Origin of the sequence: Caulobacter sp. 17J65-9, from assembly GCF_010975005.1 — a bacterium.
Classification (GTDB): Bacteria; Pseudomonadota; Alphaproteobacteria; order Caulobacterales; family Caulobacteraceae; genus 17J80-11.
The window spans coordinates 1-19,774 of sequence record NZ_JAAIVC010000059.1 but is presented as its reverse complement, the minus strand read 5'-3'; the positions used below and the strand labels follow the sequence as shown (position 1 = coordinate 19,774).

Here is a 19,774-nt window from a genome sequence, read left to right as displayed (position 1 = left end):
CGGTCAGATCGCCGTGGGCGTCCAGCGCCTGCAGCCGCTGGAGCAGGCCGCGCGCCTCGCGCCACGCGGCCTGCGGCGGCGGGTCGAGGAAGGCCAGCCCCTCCGGCCCGCGCGCGCCCCAGCGGGCCAGGTCCAGCGCCAGGCGCGACAGGTCGGTCTCCAGGATCTCCGGCCGGGCGAAGGGCGTAAGCGAGCGGGTCTCCGGCTCCTCCCACAGGCGGTAGCAGACGCCCGGCTCGGTGCGGCCCGCACGGCCGCGGCGCTGGTCGGCGGCGGCGCGGCTGACCCGCACGGTCTCCAGCCGGGTCAGGCCCGAGGCCGGATCGTAGCGCGGCACGCGGGCCAGGCCGCAGTCGATCACCACCCGCACGCCCTGGATGGTCAGGCTGGTCTCGGCGATGGAGGTGGCCAGCACCACCTTGCGCCGGCCCGGCGGCGCGGGCTCGACCGCGCGGTCCTGGTCGTCCGGGGCCAGCGCGCCGTAGAGCGGAGCCAGGATCACCGAGGGATCGCGCACCCGCTCGGCCAGCCGCTCCTCGACGCGGCGGATCTCGCCCTGGCCGGGCAGGAAGACCAACAGGCTGCCGCCCTCCTCCGCCAGCGCCTTCATCACCGCCTTGGCGACGGCGTCCTCCAGGCGCTCGGCCGGATTGCGGCCCAGATGGCGGGTGTCGACCGGGAACATCCGGCCCTCGCTCTCCACCACCGGCGCCTCGTCCAGCAGGGCCGAGACGCGCGCGCCGTCCAGGGTCGCGGACATGACCAGGAGGCGCAGGTCGTCGCGCAGCAGGCCCTGGACGTCACGCGCGAAGGCCAGGCCGAGGTCGGCGTCCAGGCTGCGCTCGTGGAATTCGTCGAACAGGACGGCGGCCACGCCCTCCAGCCCCGGATCGTCCAGAATCATCCGGGTGAAGACGCCTTCGGTGACCACTTCGACCCGGGTGCGCGGCGACACCTTGGACTGCATGCGCACGCGGAAACCGACCGTCTCGCCGACCTTTTCGCCGAGGGTCGAGGCCATGCGGGCGGCCGCCGCGCGTGCGGCCAGACGTCGCGGCTCCAGCACGATGACCTTGCGCCCCGCGACCCACGGCTCGTCCTTGAGCGCCAAGGGAACCACCGTGGTCTTGCCGGCGCCTGGCGGCGCAACCAGCACCGCGGCGGTTCTCGCGGCGAGCGCGGCCTTCAGAGGCTCCAGGACGTCATGAATCGGCAACATGGCTGAAGGCCGTCTATCCACCCCGTCCCGCGACGCCAAGGCGCAACCTAAGCATTCGCTTGACCAAAGCGGAGCAACCGGTTCACGGTTGCGCGAAAATTAATTTGCGCGGCCCTTGAGCCGCGTACGGGAGGGGCTATGTGGCGCGTTAAACCGCTAGACGCGATCTTGGCGACGGCCGAGAAGAAATCCTTGCACCGCTCGCTGGGCGTCGTGCAGCTGACGCTGCTCGGCGTCGGCGCGATCATCGGCACCGGCATCTTCGTGCTGACCGCCGAAGCGGCCCAGAAGGCCGGTCCGGGCATGATGATCTCCTTCATCATCGCCGGCGCCGTCTGCGCGGTCGCCGCGCTCTGCTACTCGGAACTGGCCTCGATGGTGCCGGTCTCGGGTTCCGCCTACACCTACTCCTACGCCGTCCTCGGTGAAGTCTTCGCCTGGCTGGTCGGCTGGGCGCTGATCCTCGAATACGCCGTGGCGGCCAGCGCCGTGTCGGTGGGCTGGTCGGGCTATTTCGTCGGCCTGATCGAGCACTCGCTCAACGTCACCATTCCGCCCGAGTTCGCCAACGGCCCGTACGCCGGCGGCATCGTGAACCTGCCGGCCGTCGTGATCGGCCTGCTGGTCACCCTGCTGCTGATCCGCGGCACCCGTGAAAGCGCGACCGTCAACGCCGTCCTGGTGGCGATCAAGGTGGCGGCGCTGTCGGCCTTCATCTGGCTGGCCCTGCCGCTGATCAAGGATCAGAACTTCCAGCCGTTCGCGCCGCTCGGCACGGCCGGCGTGATCGGCGCCGCGGCGTCGATCTTCTTCGCCTACGTCGGCTTCGACGCGGTCTCGACCGCGGCCGAAGAGACCAAGAACCCGCAGCGCAACGTCCCGATCGCCCTGATCGGCTCGCTGGTGATCTGCACCGTCTTCTACCTGCTGGTGGCCGCCGGTGCGATCGGCGCCTACGGCGCCCAGCCGGTGTTCGGCGCGGGCGGCGAAGTCCTGGCTCCGGGCTCGATGGCCCTGACCCAGCAATGCGCCACCCTGACCCAGGCCGGCCAGCAGCCGCTGGTCTGCTCGAAGGAAGCCCTGGCTCACGTGCTGCGTCAGATCGGCCAGCCGCAAGTCGGCAACCTGCTCGGCCTGGCCGCCTTCCTGGCCCTGCCGTCGGTCATCCTGGCGATGATCTACGGCCAGACCCGCATCTTCTTCGTGATGTCCCGCGACGGCCTGCTGCCCAGCGTGCTGAGCCGCGTGCACCCGAAGTTCAAGACGCCGCACATCGTCACCATGCTGACCGGCGCCGGCGTCATGCTCGCCGCCGCCTTCCTGCCGGTCGGCAAGCTGGCGGACATCTCCAACTCCGGCACCCTGTTCGCCTTCCTCATGGTGTCGCTGGCGGTGATGATCCTGCGCAAGACCAACCCGGACCGGAAGCGCCCGTTCAGGACCCCGCTGGTCTGGATCGTGGCGCCGCTGTCGGTGCTCGGCTGCGCCGTGCTGTTCTTCTTCCTGCCGCACGACGCCAAGCTGCTGTTCCCGATCTGGTCGGGCGTCGGCCTGGTCGTCTACCTGCTGTACGGCGTGCACAAGAGCCACGTCGGCCGCGGCATCATCGAAGTGCCGGAACTGGACCCGAACGCGCCGCCGACCTCGGCGGGCGCCCAGCCGATGCCGGGCGTCGAAAACCCGCCCGGATCGTAAGGTCCTCGGACAAGGAAAAGCCCGGGCTTCGGCCCGGGCTTTTTTCTTTCCAGCCCCCCGTCCGGTCCAGCTTCGCCGCGACGGCGCCCGGTTCCATCGCAATCCGGACCCTGCCCCAAGCAACCCCGCCAGTCTCCGATCCCGACGGCGGTCTGCCGTACGGAGGGGGTTATGTGGCGCGTTAAACCGTTAGATTCGATCCTGGCGACGGCCGAGAAGAAGTCCCTGCACCGCTCGCTGGGCGCCGTTCAGCTCACCCTGTTGGGCGTGGGCGCGATCATCGGCACCGGCATCTTCGTGCTCACCGCCGAAGCGGCCCAGAAGGCCGGTCCCGGCATGATGGTGTCCTTCATCATCGCCGGCTTCGTCTGCGCGCTGGCGGCGCTCTGCTACTCCGAATTGGCCGCCATGGTGCCGGTCTCGGGCTCGGCCTACACCTACTCGTACGCGGTGCTGGGCGAGGTGGTCGCCTGGCTGGTCGGCTGGGCGCTGATCCTCGAATACGCCGTGGCCGCCAGCGCCGTCTCGGTCGGCTGGTCGGGCTATTTCACCGGCCTGCTGGAGCACTCGCTCGGGATCGTCGTCCCGCCGGAGTTCGCCAACGGCCCGTACGCCGGGGGCCTGGTCAACCTGCCGGCCGTCGCGATCGGCCTGCTAGTCACCCTGCTGCTGATCCGCGGCACACGCGAGAGCGCGACGCTCAACGCCGTCCTGGTCGCCATCAAGGTCGCCGCGCTCGGCGCCTTCGTGTGGCTGGCCCTGCCGTTGCTGAAGGAGCAGAACTTCCAGCCGTTCGCGCCGATGGGCACGCCGGGCGTGATCGGCGCCGCCGCCTCGATCTTCTTCGCCTATGTCGGCTTCGACGCGGTCTCGACCGCGGCGGAAGAGACCAAGAACCCGCAGCGCAACGTGCCGATCGCCCTGATCGGCTCGCTGGTGATCTGCACGGTGTTCTACCTGCTGGTGGCCGCCGGCGCGATCGGCGCCTACGGGGCCCAGCCGGTGTTCGGCCCGAACGGCGAGGTGCTGGCCGCCGGTTCGACCGCCCTGACCCAGCAATGCTCGACGCTGGCGCAGGCCGGCCAGCAGCCGCTGGTCTGCTCGAAGGAGGCCCTGGCCCACGTGCTGCGCCAGATCGGCCAGCCGGAAGTCGGCAACCTGCTCGGCCTGGCGGTCTTCCTGGGCCTGCCGTCGGTCATCCTGGCGATGATCTACGGCCAGACGCGCATCTTCTTCGTGATGTCGCGGGACGGCCTGCTACCCGGCGTGCTGAGCCGCGTGCACCCGAAGTTCAAGACCCCGCACGTGGTGACCATCCTGACCGGCGTGGGCGTGATGATCGGCGCCGCCTTCTTCCCGGTCGGCCAGCTGGCGGACATCTCCAACTCCGGCACGCTGTTCGCCTTCTTCGCCGTGTCGCTGGCGGTGATGATCCTGCGCAAGACCAACCCGGACCGGAAACGCCCGTTCAGGACCCCGCTGGTCTGGATCATCGCGCCGCTGTCGGCGATCGGCTGCGTGGTGCTGTTCTTCTTCCTGCCGGCCCCGGCGAAGATGCTGTTCCCGATCTGGTCGGGCGTCGGCCTGGTCGTCTACCTGCTGTACGGCGTGCACAAGAGCCATGTCGGCCGAGGTCTGGTCGACGGGCCGGAGCTCGTCCCGGACACCCAGCCGGCGCCTGGCGCGGACTGAGACTCACAAGGAAAAGCCCGGGCGTCGGCCCGGGCTTTTTTCTTTGCGCACCGGGCGGCCCCGCCTATGTCAGCAGCATGAGCACCCCCGCCTCGCCCATCGGCGTGCTGATCGCCCCGGTCACGCCGCTCCAGCAGAACTGCACCGTCGTGTGGTGCACCAAGACCAACAAGGCCGCGATCATCGATCCCGGCGGCGACCTCGATCCGATCCTGCGCGAGATCGCCCGGCGCGGCCTGACGGTGGAGAAGATCTGGGTCACCCACGGCCACCTCGACCACGCCGGCGCGACCGAGGAGCTGAAGGCCAGGACCGGCGCGCCGATCGAGGGCCCGCACCCGGACGACCAGTTCTGGATCGACCGCATTCCCGAGGACGGCCTGCGCTACGGCATGCCCGACCAGAGGTCCTTCACCCCGGACCGCTGGCTGCACGACGGCGACACCGTCACCCTGGGCGAGACCGTGTGGGAGGTGATCCACTGCCCCGGCCACACCCCCGGCCACGTGGTGTTCTTCAACCGCCAGGCCCGCTTCGCCCAGGTCGGCGACGTGCTGTTCAAGGGCTCCATGGGGCGGACCGATTTCCCCCGCGGCAACCACGCCGACCTGATCCACTCGATCACCCAAAAGCTCTGGCCGCTGGGCGACGACGTGCGCTTCGTGCCCGGCCACGGGCCGATGTCGACCTTCGGCGAGGAGCGCCGCTCAAACCCGTTCGTGGGCGACCGGGTGCTGGCGGGCGCCCAGGGATGACGCAACCTCCCGTGGCGGGAGGCGTTCCGCCTTCACCCCCGGGGCGATTCTCCGAGGTGTACAGTCTCCCGAAAGGGTATAACGTCGGCATATGAGGTCGACGGAAGAGGTGTCCCTGGTGCGCGCGCTTCTGGTCGAGGACGAGGCCCTGGTGGCCATGATTGCGGAGGAAGCCCTCACCTCCCTCGGGTTCGAACCCACGTCCGCCCGCAACGCCGCGGAAGCCATGAACGAATTCAACCGTCGCGAACCGTCCCTGGCGGTGATCGACGTCGGCCTGCCCGACGCCAAGGGCGACGAGTTGGCCATGCGCCTGCGCGCCCTGTCGCCGGACCTGTCGATCGTGGTGGCCAGCGGCTACGACGAGGGCGAGCTGAAGGCCAAGTTCGCCAGCGACCCCAAGGTCGCCGTCCTGCCCAAGCCCTACACCGAAGACGACCTCGCCCGCGCCACCGAGGCGCTGGGCTTCCGCCTCCCGCGCGTGAGCTGAGGCCTGCGCGCCGGCCGGTCCGAAGACCGGCGGCGCCCGACCGACGCGCTAGCGGCGCGTCAGCAGAATTCCCGTAATCATCCCCACGCCGAACAGGGCCGCGCAGCTGGTGAACGGGTGCAGCCGGATGGCGTCGCGACCGCTCGTGGTCTGACGCGCGCTCCAGGCCTGCAGGTCCTTGAACTTGGCCTGCGCCACGTCGAAGCCCTCGGCCATCAGGCTCTCTTCCGCGTGCGCCAGATCGCGCTGCGCACGCCGGACGTCGCGGGCCGCGCTGGCGAAGCTCCGCTCGGCGCCGGGGCGCAGCTCAGCCATGCGCGGCTGCCGGGGCTGCGTCGCGCGCGTCGGGGTTTCCGGGGTCGTCGGTCCGCCGGTCAGGTCGCTCATGGCGTCGCACTCCGTCATGTGGAGCCTCGTGAACGCCGCCGCCAAAGGCCGGGTTCCTGATCTGCAAGCGTGGGCGCGCTATCGCGCTCAGACGACCTGCAGCTGCGGCCGCGGCTGGTGGAAGAACAGCGCCTGGCCGATCAGCGCCTTCACCGTCTCCTCGCGGAACGGCTTGGTGATCAGGAAGGCCGGCTCCGGCTTCTCGCCGGTCAGCAGGCGCTCGGGATAGGCGGTGATGAACACCACCGGCACGTCGTAGCGCTTGAGGATGTCGGCGACCGCCTCGATGCCGCTGGAATCGTCGGCCAGCCGCACGTCGGCCAGCACCAGGCCCGGCGCCTCTTCCCCAGCCAGCGAGACCGCCTCGTCGTGGGTCGCGGCCACGCCCATCACCCGATGGCCCATGTCCTGGACCACCCGTTGCAGGTCGAGCGCGATGATCGGCTCGTCCTCGATGATCAGCACGTCGGTGGCCAGCTGCTGCTCGATCGAGGCCTGGGCCGCGGCGAAGCGCTTGTCGACCTCGGTCTCGGACACGCCGAGAATGAAGGCGACTTCCGACGGCGCGAAGCCCTCCATCAGAATGAGCAGCAGCGCGGTGCGATGCTCCGGCGTCATCCGCTGCAGGCGGATGTCGGCGATCAGCCGGTTCTTGATCGGCGCGTCGATGGAATAGCCGTTCAGCGACTTGCGCCAGGTCTGGTGGAAGGCGTGGAACAGGGCGGTGCGAACCGGCACGTCGCGCGCCAGGGGCAGGTCGCCGCTGAGCAGCGCCTCCAGGGTGGCCTGGACGTAGCCGTCGCCTTCCTTCTGCGAACCAGTGAGCGCGCGCGCATAGCGGCGCAAATACGGCGCGTGCCGAAGGATCGGCTTTTGCGGCATGGGCGGGTCCTCGAGCGCGACGGTAAATGAACAGCCCGGCGCGCGCTCGGTTCCCGTGGCCGAGGAACAAAGCTGCGCCGTTGGCGGTTGCCGTTGAATTCGCTGGGGCTTTCCAGCGTCGCCGGTGGGCTGCCGAACGACGCGCGAAACCCTGGATCAAACGCGTTGCGTGCGGCTCCCGCATCCCGATCCCGGGCGCAAGGGCAAAAGGCCGCTCGGAAAATCCCCGCGCCCGCACCGGAACAGTCCCGGAAGCCTGTCGGTTCACGGTCCGCCCGGACGGACACCAACCCACGACCATGGGGAACTGAAGGAGCCTGTAATGCCCCAAGGCCAAGGCAACGAGCGCAGCGGAACTTCCAAACGGGGCTTCGCTTCGATGGATCCCGAGCGGCAACGCGAGATCGCCCGCAAGGGCGGGGCCAGCGTGCCCAGCGAAAAGCGCAGCTTCTCCCAGGACCGCACCCTGGCCGCCGAGGCCGGGCGCAAGGGCGGAGAGGCGTCCCACGGCGGCCGCAAGCGCGGCTCCGGCCGCTCGGAAGGCGCGGAACAGCGCAGCTGACAGCAGACAAACGAGAGGAAGGCGCCGCCGCGTTCTTCCTCCTCAGCCTTACGCCCGGCCACGCCCTCAGCAGGCCAGGCGCAACACCGCGAACGCGGGATCCTCAGACATCCACGCCCGCTCCGTCCGCCACCCGGCCGACGCCGCGAGCGCGCTGAACCCCTCGACCGTATACTTGTATGAGTTCTCCGTGTGCACGGTCTCACCGGCACGGAAGCTCAGTCGCCGGCCGCCGACCCGCACCGCTTGGTCGCGACGGCTGCGCAGATGCATCTCCACGCGGCTTTCGTCCGCGTTCCACACCGCCTCGTGCTCGAAGCCCGCCAGGTCGAAGTCGGCCCCGAGCTCACGGTTGGCGCGCGCCAGCAGGTTGAGATTGAACGCGGCGGTCACGCCCTGCGCGTCGTCGTAGGCCGCGACCAGGTCCGCCTCGTCCTTGACCAGGTCCACCCCGATCACCAGCGCCGAACCGGGCCCCAGCAGGGCGCGGATCGAGCGCAGCAGGGCGCGCGCCTCGGGCCGGGTGAAGTTGCCGATGGTCGAGCCGGGGAAGAAGCCGACCCGCGGCCGGCCGTCGGCGACCTCGGGCAGGCTGAGCCGGCCGGTGAAGTCGCCGGCCAGCGGCTCGATCCTCAGCCCCGGATAGTCGGCCCTGAGCGCCGCCGCCGTGGTCTCCAGGTGCTCGGCGCTGATGTCGACCGGCACGTAGGCGAACAGGCCGGGCGCCGCGTCGAGCAACAGCCGCGTCTTCACGCTCGCGCCCGACCCGAGCTCGACCAGCACGGCGTCCGGCGGGAAGCCGGCCGCGATCTCAGGCGCGGCTGCCTTCAGCAGGGCCGTCTCGGTGCGGGTCGGATAGTACTCGGGCACGGCCGTGATGGCCTCGAACAGGATCGAGCCCTCCTCGTCGTAGAACCACTTGGGCGACATCGCCTTGGGGGTTTTCGACAGGCCCTCGATCAGCTCGGCTTCGAAGCCGCCGGGCTCGGCCGCCGGGCGGCGCGCCCGGCCGCGCGCGTCCTGCGCCAGCCGCAGGCCGGTGAACTGCCAGCGCTGCTGCGGATAGAAGAAGTTGCGATAGCTGGCGCGCACGTGGTCGGCCGGGGTCGCGAACGATCCGCCGCGCAGGACCATCTGGTTGGCCATGAACTTGCCGTTGTACTCGGCCACCGCGCCCGGCCGGGGATGGAAGCCCGGATAGGGAACGTAGGGGCTGGCGGTCCACTCCCAGACGTCGCCGAACTGCTGGCGCAGCGGACCGGCCGACACGTCGGCCGCGCCGGCCAGGTTGCCGCGCACCGGAACGCCCGCGGCCGCGTGCTCCCACTCCGCTTCGGTGGGCAGGCGCGCGCCGATCCAGCGCGCATAGGCGTCGGCCTCGTAGAAGCTGACGTGCACGACCGGCGCGTCGGGATCCAGCGGACGCAGGCCCGCCAGGGTCATCTGCCGCCAGCCCTCCGCCGTCTCGCGCCAGTAGCCGGGCGCCGCCCAGCCCTCGGCCTGCACCGTCGCCCAGCCGTCCGAGAGCCACAGCTCGGGGCGGCGATAGCCGCCGTCGGCCATAAAGGATGTCCACTCGGCGTTGGTCACCGGCCGGTCCGCCAGCCGGAAAGGCGTCAGCAGCGTCGCGTGGCGGGGCCCTTCGTTGTCGAAGGCGAACCCCTCCCCGGCCCAGCCGATCTCGACCTGGCCGCCGTCGAACTCGGCCCAGCGCGCCGGCCCAGGCGCGGCCGACACGGCTGGCGCGGCCGCCTGGTAGGCCGGGCTCAGCGGCGACTGCGCGAACAGGTGCAGCACGTCGGTCAGGATCAGCTCCTGGTGCTGCTGCTCGTGGTTCAGGCCCAGCTCGAACAGGTAGGCCGCCTCGGCGTCGTCCAGGCCGCCGGCGGTGAGCCACTCGACCATCGCCTCGTCGACGCGCCGCCGGTAGGCCACGACCTCGGCCACGCCCGGGCGGGTGATCAGGCCGCGCGAGGGGCGCGGCTGCCGCGGCCCGACGGCCTCGTAATAGGAGTTGAACAGATAGCGGAAGGTCGGGTCCGCCCAGACGTGCCCCGGCCGGCGCGCCAGGAGCATCTCTTCGAAAAACCAGGAGGTGTGTGCCAGATGCCACTTCACCGGAGAGGCGTCGGCCATCGACTGGACGACCATGTCCTCCGGCGACAGCGGCTCGGCCAGCGAGACGGTGCGCGCACGCACCCGGCGAAAGCGCGCGACGGCCAATTCCACAAGGCTCCGCCCGACGTCGCGCGCGGCGCGCGGCGCGCCGGGCTCGGAGCGGGTCGGCTCGGAGGTCTGGGGGTCGGCCGAAAGCCTCATGCGCGCGTCTCCCGAAAGCCGGGCGGCCGCCACCTGCCCCCGGAGACCCGCGAACGTCGGTTCCCCGCTTCGGTTCCCCCCGAGGCGCGAAATTCAGGGGTTGAGTTCCCCGGCACGGTGTAAAACTATGGCTTGCACGGAAGCCATGTGGGCGCGGTGTTCGGACGGCGTCAGCCGTCTGTCGCGCCCAAGGACGAGTAGTTTATTCGTCGTGACGGGGCTGCGGACATGACTTCACTACACGAAGACAATCAGCTGGGTCCGGCCGCGCCGGTGCTGGACGCGGACGAACTTGAAAGCTCAAGTTGGCGTGAAGATGTTGTAGCGCTTATACCGGCGCTGCGGGCCTTCGCCTGGTCGCTGAGCCACAACAGCGCCGACGCCGACGACCTGGTGCAGGACACCCTGATCAAGGCCTGGACCCACCGGTCCAAGTTCGAGCCCGGCACCAACCTGCGCGCCTGGCTCTTCACCATTCTGCGCAACACCTACTACACCGCCGTGGTCCGTCGCCGCCGCGAGGTCAGCGACGAGAGCGGCAAGCACGCCGCCACCCTGTTCACGCCGCCGACCCAGGACTGGAGCGTGGCCATGCGCTCGCTGCAGACCGCGCTGGGCCAGCTGCCGGACGAACACCGCGAGGCTCTGATCCTGGTCGGCGCCGCCGGCCTCACCTACGAAGAGGCGGCCGAGATCTGCGGCTGCGCGCTCGGCACGATAAAGAGCCGGGTGAACCGCGCGCGGGCGCGGTTGCTGAAGATCATGGACGCGGACAACGCGACCGACACCTTCGCGTCGGAAGACCTCGTCGCGGCCGTCGCCGAGGACTGATCAGTTCTTCGGATCGGGCCGCAGTTCGCCGGCCCGGTACTTTTCCTCGAGTTCGTCGACGAGCTGAGCCAGGTGCTCCGGCATCGGGCTGGTCGCGACCGTATCGAACATCGCCTTCAGCTGATCGCCGATCGGCGCCGAGGCGTCGAGCGCCCCGTTTTCAGGGGTGTCGCTCTGGGCAGACTTGGTCTTCCCCGTCGATTGACCCGCCACTTTCACTCTCCCACGCTCACGACGCTGAATGAACGATATCGAGATTATGCGAGCCAGCCGGACGAACAACCCTCGCCAGCTGGCGCAAAGGGACGCACCTACCCGCCCATGATGTGTTGCGACCCGGCTACAGTCAAGGTCGAAGGAACCGCCCCGCCCGGCTGACGTTCAGCGGCCACCACTGTGGGAGCGCCTCCATGTCCAATCCGCTGATCGCCGCCAGCCGCGTCAAGGGAACGGCCGTCTACAACGCCGAAGGCGACAAGCTGGGCCATGTCGAAGACCTGATGCTGGACAAGCTCAGCGGCCGCGTCGCCTACGCGGTCATGGCCTTCGGCGGCTTCCTGAAGATGGGCGAGCGCTACCACCCGCTGCCGTGGTCGCTGCTCAGCTACGACCTCGAACGGCGCGGCTATATCGTTCCGGTCGACCGCGAGACCCTGCAGGGCGCGCCGACCCTGGGCCGGCACCAGTTCGACGACGACGACACCGGCTGGCGCGACGCCGTGCACAGCCACTACCATGCCCATGAACGGAAGGGCCGCGAGACCCCGTCCGACGACGATCGGCTAAGCGGCGATTTTCGCTAAGCTTTTCCGGAAACTACCTAAGGAACTTCCCGCGCTTAGCAGGCGTTGGTCCCTGACTTCCCCTCCCAACTGAGGAAAGCAGGACCATGCAGGACAGAGACCAATACGGCGGCTGGCGCGGCGACTTCGGACGGGAGCGGGATCGCGAGCGCGAGGAGCGCGCCGGCTGGCGCGCCGAGAGCCCGTCCTGGCGTGACGACCAGGGCCGCGAGGACACCCGCGGCCAGGCCTACGGCCAGGACTATTCCAGCCAGCGCTACGGCGGCGGCCAGACCTACAACCACCAGGAGCGCGAATACGGCCGCTACCAGCCGTCCGCCCAGGGCGGCATGTATGGGCAGGGCGAGTACGGCCAGCCGCGGTCCTACGGCCAGTACGGCCAGCCCCAGTACGGCCAGGCGCAGTACGGGCAGCCCTACGGCCAGTCCGCTCAGTACGGCCAGGGCTACGGCCAGGGGCAGTACGAGTCGGGCAGATACGGGCAAAACGAGTACGGCCAGGGCGGCTACGGCCAGCGGCAGTCGTTCCAGGGCGGCTACGGACAGGCCGCCTATGAGCAAGGCCAGTACGGCCAGGGCTATGGCCAGTCCGCCCAGAGCTATGGCCAGTACGGCCAAGGTTACGGCGAGGGCTACGGCCAGCGTTACGGCCATACCCACGGCACCTACGGCCAGGGCCAGGTCGGCCATCGGTCCCAGCCCGCGCCGGACTATGGCCGTGGCCAGCGGGTGCACGAGCTAGGCGGCGGCCGCGGCGCCCTGCCCTTCGGCGAGGACTCTTCCTACGCGCCGGGCTCGCAGATCTGGGCCAGCGGCCGCACCGGCCGCGGCGTCGAGTTCCACTCGCAGCACGGCGACTTCGAGCCGGACTACCTGCACTGGCGCGACGAGCAGATCCAGAACCTGGACCGCGACTACCACGGCTGGCGCGAAGAGCGCCGGGCCAAGTTCAGCCGCGACTTCGACAGCTGGCGCAAGGATCGTCAGGGCCGCGTGGGCCAGGGCCAGGCCGGGACGACCGGCACGACCGGCTATCAGACCCAGAGCGGCCAGACCTCCGGCACCTACGGCGCCTCGTCCGACGCCGACCAGTCCGGCACCCTGGCCAGCTCGTCCAGGGTCCAGGGCGTAAGCGACGCCGACAAGAAGAAGATGTGACCGTTCAGGCGGTCCAGAAAGAAAGGCCCGGCGCTCGCGCCGGGCCTTTTGTCGTTCTTACTTCTTCAGCAGCGGCGCCAGACGCTGGGCCAGCATCATGTCGCCCTGGATCTTCATCTTGCCCTGCATGAAGGCCATCATCGGGTCGAGCTGGCCCTGGGACAGCGCCAGGAAGTCGTCCCAGCTGATCTGCACCACGGCGTCGGCCGGCTTGTCCTCGTTGGTCACCGAGTTCGGGCTGCTGGCGCCGTCGATGTAGATCTTGCCGTCGCCGCCGAAGTCGAGCTTCACGGTCTTGCCGAGGCCCGAATTGTCGCCCACGGCCTGACGGATGCGGTCGGTGACTTGCGCCAGATCAGCCATTTCCAGATTTCCTTCACGATCGGCCGGCCGCAAACGGCGCGCGCCGGGAAGCCCTCGTTCGAGAAGAAATCCGAAGGCGCGTCAAGGCGCCGCAGCGTCAGCCTCGCGGGCCCACCGACGAGGCCACGTCACGCGCGTCGTAGGCGTCGGCCGCCTGCGGGCGCGCCCCTCGTCCCATGCGGATGTCCAGCGTGGTGGTCAGGGCCGGACCGGAGCCGCCCAGCGGGAAGCTCAAGCCCACGCCCGCCCCGCCCCAGCTGCTGCCGCCACCGCCCCAGTTGCCGCCGCCGGCCCCGACCGACACGCCCGAGCCGTACCCGGATCCGCCCTGGGCTTCGGTGTAGCGGTTGACCACGACGAACCAGTCGTAGCCCTGCGCCAGGGTCAGCTCCGCCGCCCGACGCAGGGCGTACTGGTTCACCTCGGCGGCGCTGGCCCCGGACCCGCTGTGAAAGCTCACCTGCCAGCGGTCGGCCTCGATGCGCTGCTCGGAGTAGCCGACGTGGCTCGAGCTGCTCGCGGGTTGATAGACGGTGGGCGTCGCACAGGCGCCGACCGTCAGGCCGACGAGCGCGGAAAGCAGCAGGTTCCTCATGGGCCGGCCCTCCAGGCTGCGTGCACCCTTAGGGAAATGGATGGAACCGCGACCGCGTTCCGTTCAGCCGATCAGACCGGTCCGCCGGGCCAGGGTTTCGAAATCGGCCGGGAGAGGGGCCTCGACCGTCTTCTTGCCGCCGTCCGGATGCGGGAAGGACAGGCTGCGGGCGTGCAGCATGAGGCGCGGCGCCGGCGCGTCCTCGATCGCCACGGCGCCGCCATAGCGGACGTCGCCGGCGATCGGCCGGCCGATCGAGGCCAGGTGCACGCGCAGCTGGTGCATGCGCCCGGTGATCGGCCGCAGCTCCACCAGGGCCGCGCCCGGCCCCTCGGCCAGGGTGCGGTAGAGGGTGCGCGACGGCTCGGCGTCCGGATGGTCGTCGGGGCAGGCGCGCATGTAGGCCTCGCGCCCGATCTCCTCGCGGCGCAGCGCCGTGGTGATCTCGCCGTTGCGGGGCTCCGGCGCGCCGGGCGTGACGATGGCCACGTAGGTCTTGTCGAAGCGGCGGGCCATCAGGGCCTTGCCGAGGAAGCTGGCGGCCGGCTTGGTCTTGGCGGTCAGGATCACGCCGGAGGTGTCTCGGTCCAGGCGGTGGATCAGCACCGGCCGGCGGCCGCTGGACTTGGCGAAGGCCCACAGCAGCTCGTCCAGCGTGTTGACCTGGCCCCGCCCGCCCTGGCTGGACAGGCCGGCCGGCTTGTTCAGCGCCAGGACGGCCTGATCCTCGAAGATCGGCAGCGAGCGGACGAGCGCGATCTCGTCGGCGGACAGGGTGGGAATGCGGGCTTTCACCCGACCAGCTTCTAGAGCGGGTCAGGCCGGGAGGAAACCGCCCGGCCTGAATGTCGCGCTCAGCGCAGCACGCCGCGCTTGGCCATCGCGTGCGAGTACCAGGCCAGCAACACGATCACGGCGGCGATGACCGCGTACATGATCGTCCCGTCCACGCCGCCGATCTTGCCGCCGTCCGAGAGCAGGTAGGTGTAGACCAGGGTGGTCGTCAGCCCGAGCAGCGAGACGACGAAGGCGTGGAACGCCCAGCGCATGCGCAACAGCAGCAGGATCGAGCCCGCGACAGAGCTCCACACCCCGAGCGCCCACGGGCCGATCAGCCAGTTCGGCATGGACTGGAAATAGGCGATCTGGGCGTCGCTCATGCCGTGGGCGCGGAAGTAGGCCTCGCCCTTCATGAAGGTCATGACGAAGTCGTAGCCGCCATAGCCGTTCCAAAGCAGGGCGAGCACGCCCACGACCCAAAGGTGCCAGGGCGTCTTGGCCTCGGCGCTCATGCTCATCGTCATTGTTTCCCCTCCCCAGGTGAAGGCGCGAGCCTAGGCCGGTTCGGGGCGGGCCGTCTATTCGGCGTCCTTGCGCGCGCGCGCGGCCGCCCAGCGGTCCAGCCGGTCCTTGATCTTGGCCTCGTGGCCCTCGCCCTTGGGCTTGTAGAAGGTCTGCCGGGCCATGCCGTCGGGGAAGTAGTTCTGGCCGGAGAAGCCGGTCTCGGTGTCGGGATCGTACTGGTAGCCGGCGCCGTAGCCGAGCTGCTTCATCAGCTTGGTCGGCGCGTTGCGGATGTGGGCCGGCGGGCCCAGCGAGCCGGTCTCGCGCGCGGCGCGGTTGGCCGCCTTCCAGGCGTTGTAGACGCCCACCGACTTCGGCGCGGTGGCCAGGTGCACGACGGCCTGGGCCAGCGCCAGTTCGCCCTCGGGCGAACCCAGGAAGTCGTAGGTGTCCTTGGCGGCGTTGGCGATCAGGATGGACAGCGGGTCGGCCTCGCCGATGTCTTCGACGGCCATGCGCACGACGCGGCGCGCGACGTACAGCGGGTCCTCGCCGCCCTGCAGCATGCGCGCCAGCCAGTACAGCGCCGCGTCAGGATCGGAGCCGCGCACCGACTTATGCAGGGCCGAGATGAGGTTGTAGTGCTCCTCGCGGTCCTTGTCGTAGGCGGGCGACCGCTTCTGCAGCAGCGCCCCCAGCTCAGCCGTCGTCATCGGCTCGGACGGGCCGATGGCGTAGAGCGTCTCCGCCAGGGTCAGCAGGTAGCGGCCATCGCCGTCGGCCATGGCCAGCAGGGCCTCGCGCGCCTCGGGTTGCAGCGGCAGCGGCCGCCCCTCGAAGGCTTCCGCCCGATCCAGCAACAGGTTCAGCGCCGCCTCGTCCAGCCGGCGCAGGACGTAGACCTGGGCCCGCGACAGCAGCGCCCCGTTCAGCTCGAAGGACGGGTTCTCGGTGGTCGCGCCGACCAGGGTGACGGTCCCCTCCTCCACGTACGGCAGGAAGCCGTCCTGCTGGGCGCGGTTGAAGCGGTGGATCTCGTCGACGAACAGCAGGGTGGCCTGGCCGGCCATGCGCCGGGCGCGGGCCTGTTCGAAGGCCTTCTTCAGGTCGGCCACGCCGGAGAACACGGCCGAGATTTGCTGGAACTCGTAGCCGGCCTCCTTGGCCAGGAGGCGCGCGATGGTGGTCTTGCCGGTGCCGGGCGGCCCCCACAGGATCATCGAGGTCAGCCGGCCGCCCTCGACCATGCGCCGGATCGGCGCGCCGGGGCCCAGCAGATGGTCCTGGCCGACGACCTCCTCCAGCTTTTGCGGCCGCAGCCGGTCGGCCAGCGGCGACGGCGCCTTGGGGGTGAGGCCGGCCGCCTCGAACAAATCGCTCATGGCGAATACCTAGTGCCCCGCCAGGGCCGGCGCGAGCGGAAACGGGCGCCGAACGTCGGTCGCTGAAGGTGGAAGGCGGCGGGGTGTTCGTGCTCTGATGGCCCCTCCCCCGAGGAGACACCCATGAGCGACGAGAAGTACTCGGCCGTCAGCCCGTACCTGACCGTGCGGGACGGCCGCGGCAAGGAGGCCGTCGAGTTCTACAAGCGCGCCTTCGACGCCCGCGAGGCCTACCGCAACGACGCCGACGACGGGAAACGGCTGATGCACAGCCACCTGAAGATCAACGGCGAAAGCGTCATGCTGTCGGACGACTTCCCGGAATTCAAAGGCGGCGCGACCGCGTCCGCGCCGGGCGGCGTGACCATCCACCTCGAGGTCGACGACGCCGACGCCTGGTGGAACCGGGCGCTGGAGGCCGGGGCTGGCGTGAAGATGCCGCTGGCCGACCAGTTTTGGGGCGACCGCTACGGCCAGCTCACCGACCCGTTCGGCTTCGCCTGGTCGATCGCCTCCAAGAGCAAGGGGAAGACCGGTGGCTGACACACGCGACTACGCCCCCGTCGGCGTCTACCTGATGGTCCACGACGGCCATGGCGCGCTGGACTTCTACCGGCGCGCCTTCGCCGCCGAGGTGGTCGAGACCTATCCGCACGAGAACCGCATCGGCCACGCCACGCTGAAGGTGAACGGCGGCGAGGTGATGCTGTCGGACGAATTTCCGGAGGAGCTGACCGGCGTGCGCTCGCCCCAATCGCTCGGTGGGACCAGCACGTCTGTCTATCTGACCGTCGACGACGCCGACGCCTGGTTCGACCGGGCCGTGCAAGCGGGCGCGCAGGTCGTCCGTCCGCTGGCCGACGAGTTCTACGGCCGCGCCGGCAAGCTGCGTGACCCGTTCGGCCACGTCTGGGGCGTGGTGGGGCCGGCGAAGGGCTGACGCCCCTCCCCCGTTACCCGCGGAACTGGCCGGTGATCAGCCGACCGTCGCGCTCGATGGTGACGGCCCAGCCGCGGGCCGGTTCGCCCAGCGCGGCCAGCAGGTCGCGGGTGCTCTGGATCCTGCGGCCGTTGACCTCGCGGACGATGTCGCCCGGGCGGAAGCCGGCCGATCCGGCGTAGCTGCGCCCTGAAATCCGGGTGACCACCACGCCGGGCCCGGCGAACGGATCCAGCCCCAGTTCGTCGGCTGACGCCGGCGACAGGTTGGCGACCACGGCGCCGTTCATCGGGTTCTGGCCGTCCAGGGTGTGCTCTTCCTTGGCCGGCGAGGCCGGCGGCGGCTCGACCCGGGCCTTCAGGGTCTGCTGGCGACCTTCGCGCAGCACGGCCAGGGTCACGGTGTCGCCGGGCCGCTTGGTGGCCACGCGGAAGTTCAGGCCGGCCGTGTCGTTGACCGCGCCGCCGTCCACCGACAGCACCACGTCGCCCTGGCGCAGGCCCGCGCGCGCGCCGGGGCCGTTCGGATAGACGTCGGCCACCAGCACGCCCTCGGGGCGCGGCAGGTCGAGGCTGCGGGCGATCTCGGCGGTGACCGGCTCGGACTTCACGCCCAGCCACGGCCGCACGACGGTCTGGCCGCCGCCGACCGCGCTTTCCACCACGCGCCGGACCATGGCCGAGGGAATGGCGAAGCTGACGCCGCTGGAGGTGCCGGAGCGCGAGAAGATGGCGGTGTTCACGCCGACCAGGTCGCCGTCCATGTCGACCAGAGCCCCGCCGGAATTGCCCGGGTTCACCGCCGCGTCGGTCTGGATGAAGAAGCTGTAGTCGGTGATGCCGACGTCGGTTCGGTTCAGCGCCGAGACGATGCCGTTGGTGACCGTCTGGCCCACCCCGAACGGATTGCCGATGGCCAGCACCAGGTCGCCGACCTGCAGGTCCTCGCGGTCGTCGATGGCCAAGGTCGGCAGCCGCTCGGCGCCGGTGTCGATCTTCAGCACGGCCAGGTCGGAGCGGGCGTCGGCCAGCAGCACCTTGGCCGGGAATTCGCGGCGGTCGTGCAGCACGACCATGAACTCCTGGCCGCCCTCCACCACGTGGTTGTTGGTGACGATCACGCCGTCGGGGCGGACGATCACGCCCGAGCCCAGCGACTGCTCCACCCGCTCGCGCGGCACGCCGCCGCCGAACATGTCCCAGAAGGGATCGACCCGCTGGCGCACGGTGCGACGGGCGTAGACGTTCACGACCGCCGGCGCGGCCCGCTTCACCACGGGCGAGAAGGAGGTCTTCATCGCGCCCACGTCGGCCGGTGGCCGGCGCGTGGGCTCGGAAAGCTGGGCGGTCGCGAAGCCCTGGTCTTGAACGCGGTCCTGACTGCGGTCCGTGGCGTGGTCCTGCGCGGCGCCCACCAGCGGCGCGGCGCCGGCCAGCACGGCGAGGGCGGCGAGGAGAAGTCGGTGGCGGCTCATGGGAGTCTCGGCGGCTCGTTCGACGTACGAAGCTGGACCGAACTTTGAGGCGGCACTGTGGCGAAGAAAAGCCCTGTGAAACTCCCCAGCTGCGCCTTGCGACCCGCGCCGGGCCGCCGCATGGTGAGCTCGAAGAACGCGAGTCCGCCGATGATCGCCCGCCCGCCTAACCTGTCCGCGGAAGTCCGGCCGTGACCGCCGTCCTGCAGGCGCTGGACCTGACCAAGACGTTCGGCGCCGTGAAGGCGCTGGACGGATTCACCCTGGAGATTCCCGAGGGCGGCGTGTTCGGCGTGCTGGGCCCGAACGGAGCCGGCAAGAGCACCCTGTTCCGCATCTGGCTGGGCCTGGTGCGGCCCACCGACGGGCGGGCCCTGGTGCGCGGCGAGCCGGCCGGCAAGCCGCGGCGGATCGGGTCGATGATCGAGACCCCGCGCTTCCCGCCCTTCCTGACGGCGGTGCAGACCCTGCAGATGCTGGCCCTGGCCGGCGGCGTGCGCCTGACCGACGCCGACGTGCTGGCGCGCCTCGAACGGGTCGGTCTGGCCGAGGCGGCCCAGCGCAACGTCCGCGGCTTCTCGGTCGGCATGATGCAGCGCCTGGGCGTCGCCGCCGCCCTGCTCGGCGATCCGCCGCTGATCATCCTGGACGAGCCGACCAGCGGCATGGACCCGGCCGGCATCCAGGAGATGCGCGCCTTCATCCGCAGCCTGGCCGACCGCGACGGCGTCACCGTCGTACTGGCCAGCCACCAGCTGGCCGAGGTGCAGAAGGTCTGCGACCGCGTCGCCATCATCGACCACGGCCGCCTCGCCGCCCAGGGCCGGGTGGCCGACCTGGTGGCCGGCCAGGAGCGCCTGCGCATCGCCGCCACGCCGCTCGACGCCGTGCTCGAGGTGCTGGGCGCGCGCGGCGCGCGGGACGGCGACGGCGTGCTGGCCGAC

Annotated in this window: 22 protein-coding genes; 11 read left to right on the top strand and 11 right to left on the bottom strand. The window is 70.4% G+C overall.

Annotation, left to right across the window (positions count from 1 at the left end):
* Positions 1-1,219 (bottom strand): ATP-dependent helicase HrpB (gene hrpB / locus G3573_RS10885; RefSeq protein WP_163261114.1); only part of this gene is annotated, 1,219 nt, incomplete at its 3' end.
* Positions 1,220-1,357: 138 nt separating this feature from the next.
* Between hrpB and G3573_RS10880 the strand changes: the two genes are divergently transcribed.
* The 4 genes from G3573_RS10880 (at position 1,358) to G3573_RS10865 (ending at position 5,851) form a co-directional block, all read left to right on the top strand.
* Entirely contained in the window at positions 1,358-2,914 is a 1,557-nt protein-coding gene (locus G3573_RS10880) for an amino acid permease (RefSeq protein ID WP_163261113.1), read from the top strand.
* A 171-nt stretch (positions 2,915-3,085) separates the two neighbouring features.
* Complete coding sequence (locus G3573_RS10875; protein ID WP_163261112.1) at positions 3,086-4,606, top strand: amino acid permease; 1,521 nt, start codon at positions 3,086-3,088, stop codon at positions 4,604-4,606.
* A 77-nt stretch (positions 4,607-4,683) separates the two neighbouring features.
* Entirely contained in the window at positions 4,684-5,361 is a 678-nt protein-coding gene (locus G3573_RS10870) for an MBL fold metallo-hydrolase (RefSeq protein WP_163261111.1), read from the top strand.
* 118 nt (positions 5,362-5,479) lie between these two features.
* The gene (locus G3573_RS10865; RefSeq protein WP_163261110.1) at positions 5,480-5,851 is read left to right on the top strand and encodes a response regulator; all 372 of its coding nucleotides are present in this window, start codon (positions 5,480-5,482) and stop codon (positions 5,849-5,851) included.
* Between the two features lie 48 nt (positions 5,852-5,899).
* On the opposite strand, the gene G3573_RS10860 is transcribed toward G3573_RS10865, so the two are convergent.
* Both G3573_RS10860 and G3573_RS10855 read right to left on the bottom strand, forming a co-directional pair.
* A complete protein-coding gene (locus G3573_RS10860) occupies positions 5,900-6,256 on the bottom strand; it encodes a hypothetical protein (protein ID WP_163261109.1) in 357 nt (118 codons plus the stop codon).
* Between the two features lie 69 nt (positions 6,257-6,325).
* Positions 6,326-7,120 carry a response regulator gene (locus tag G3573_RS10855; protein WP_163261108.1) on the bottom strand — a complete coding sequence of 265 codons (795 nt, stop codon included), beginning with the start codon at positions 7,118-7,120 and terminating at the stop codon, positions 6,326-6,328.
* A 322-nt stretch (positions 7,121-7,442) separates the two neighbouring features.
* Here G3573_RS10855 and G3573_RS10850 point away from each other — a divergent pair, with 322 nt between their 5' ends.
* Positions 7,443-7,682: a general stress protein gene (locus G3573_RS10850; RefSeq protein ID WP_163261107.1), complete on the top strand. Its 240-nt coding sequence runs from the start codon at positions 7,443-7,445 to the stop codon at positions 7,680-7,682.
* 66 nt (positions 7,683-7,748) lie between these two features.
* Here the strand turns inward: G3573_RS10850 and egtB are convergent, their stop codons facing one another.
* The gene (egtB, locus tag G3573_RS10845; protein WP_163261106.1) at positions 7,749-10,001 is read right to left on the bottom strand and encodes an ergothioneine biosynthesis protein EgtB; all 2,253 of its coding nucleotides are present in this window, start codon (positions 9,999-10,001) and stop codon (positions 7,749-7,751) included.
* Positions 10,002-10,229: 228 nt separating this feature from the next.
* Here egtB and G3573_RS10840 point away from each other — a divergent pair, with 228 nt between their 5' ends.
* Positions 10,230-10,832 (top strand): sigma-70 family RNA polymerase sigma factor, encoded by a 603-nt coding sequence (locus G3573_RS10840; protein WP_163261105.1) that lies wholly within the window; start codon positions 10,230-10,232, stop codon positions 10,830-10,832.
* Here the strand turns inward: G3573_RS10840 and G3573_RS22450 are convergent, their stop codons facing one another.
* Positions 10,833-11,045 carry a NepR family anti-sigma factor gene (locus tag G3573_RS22450; protein WP_163261104.1) on the bottom strand — a complete coding sequence of 71 codons (213 nt, stop codon included), beginning with the start codon at positions 11,043-11,045 and terminating at the stop codon, positions 10,833-10,835. It abuts the gene before it with no gap.
* 197 nt (positions 11,046-11,242) lie between these two features.
* Between G3573_RS22450 and G3573_RS10830 the strand changes: the two genes are divergently transcribed.
* Both G3573_RS10830 and G3573_RS10825 read left to right on the top strand, forming a co-directional pair.
* Positions 11,243-11,635, top strand: a complete 393-nt coding sequence (locus G3573_RS10830; protein ID WP_163261103.1) for a PRC-barrel domain-containing protein — start codon at positions 11,243-11,245, stop codon at positions 11,633-11,635.
* An 86-nt stretch (positions 11,636-11,721) separates the two neighbouring features.
* A complete protein-coding gene (locus G3573_RS10825; protein WP_163261102.1) occupies positions 11,722-12,792 on the top strand; it encodes a hypothetical protein in 1,071 nt (356 codons plus the stop codon).
* 57 nt (positions 12,793-12,849) lie between these two features.
* Here the strand turns inward: G3573_RS10825 and G3573_RS10820 are convergent, their stop codons facing one another.
* The 5 genes from G3573_RS10820 to G3573_RS10800 form a co-directional block, all read right to left on the bottom strand.
* On the bottom strand, positions 12,850-13,155 hold the full coding sequence (locus G3573_RS10820) for an SCP2 sterol-binding domain-containing protein (protein WP_163261101.1): 306 nt from the start codon (positions 13,153-13,155) through the stop codon (positions 12,850-12,852).
* Between the two features lie 97 nt (positions 13,156-13,252).
* Positions 13,253-13,750 carry a hypothetical protein gene (locus G3573_RS22445; RefSeq protein ID WP_163261100.1) on the bottom strand — a complete coding sequence of 166 codons (498 nt, stop codon included), beginning with the start codon at positions 13,748-13,750 and terminating at the stop codon, positions 13,253-13,255.
* A gap of 63 nt (positions 13,751-13,813) precedes the next feature.
* The gene (locus tag G3573_RS10810; protein ID WP_163261099.1) at positions 13,814-14,545 is read right to left on the bottom strand and encodes an RluA family pseudouridine synthase; all 732 of its coding nucleotides are present in this window, start codon (positions 14,543-14,545) and stop codon (positions 13,814-13,816) included.
* Positions 14,546-14,604: 59 nt separating this feature from the next.
* Positions 14,605-15,054 (bottom strand): hypothetical protein, encoded by a 450-nt coding sequence (locus tag G3573_RS10805; protein WP_163261098.1) that lies wholly within the window; start codon positions 15,052-15,054, stop codon positions 14,605-14,607.
* Between the two features lie 54 nt (positions 15,055-15,108).
* Positions 15,109-16,416, bottom strand: a complete 1,308-nt coding sequence (locus G3573_RS10800; RefSeq protein ID WP_163261097.1) for a replication-associated recombination protein A — start codon at positions 16,414-16,416, stop codon at positions 15,109-15,111.
* A gap of 123 nt (positions 16,417-16,539) precedes the next feature.
* Here G3573_RS10800 and G3573_RS10795 point away from each other — a divergent pair, with 123 nt between their 5' ends.
* The gene (locus tag G3573_RS10795; RefSeq protein ID WP_163261096.1) at positions 16,540-16,959 is read left to right on the top strand and encodes a VOC family protein; all 420 of its coding nucleotides are present in this window, start codon (positions 16,540-16,542) and stop codon (positions 16,957-16,959) included.
* On the top strand, positions 16,952-17,356 hold the full coding sequence (locus tag G3573_RS10790; RefSeq protein ID WP_205598193.1) for a VOC family protein: 405 nt from the start codon (positions 16,952-16,954) through the stop codon (positions 17,354-17,356). Before G3573_RS10795 ends, G3573_RS10790 begins: the two co-directional genes overlap by 8 nt.
* Positions 17,357-17,369: 13 nt before the next feature.
* On the opposite strand, the gene G3573_RS10785 is transcribed toward G3573_RS10790, so the two are convergent.
* The gene (locus tag G3573_RS10785) at positions 17,370-18,830 is read right to left on the bottom strand and encodes a DegQ family serine endoprotease (RefSeq protein ID WP_163261095.1); all 1,461 of its coding nucleotides are present in this window, start codon (positions 18,828-18,830) and stop codon (positions 17,370-17,372) included.
* Between the two features lie 191 nt (positions 18,831-19,021).
* On the opposite strand from G3573_RS10785, the gene G3573_RS10780 reads away from it, so the two are divergent.
* Positions 19,022-19,774, top strand: a 753-nt coding sequence (locus G3573_RS10780) for an ABC transporter ATP-binding protein (protein WP_163261094.1), incomplete at its 3' end; no start/stop codon positions are given.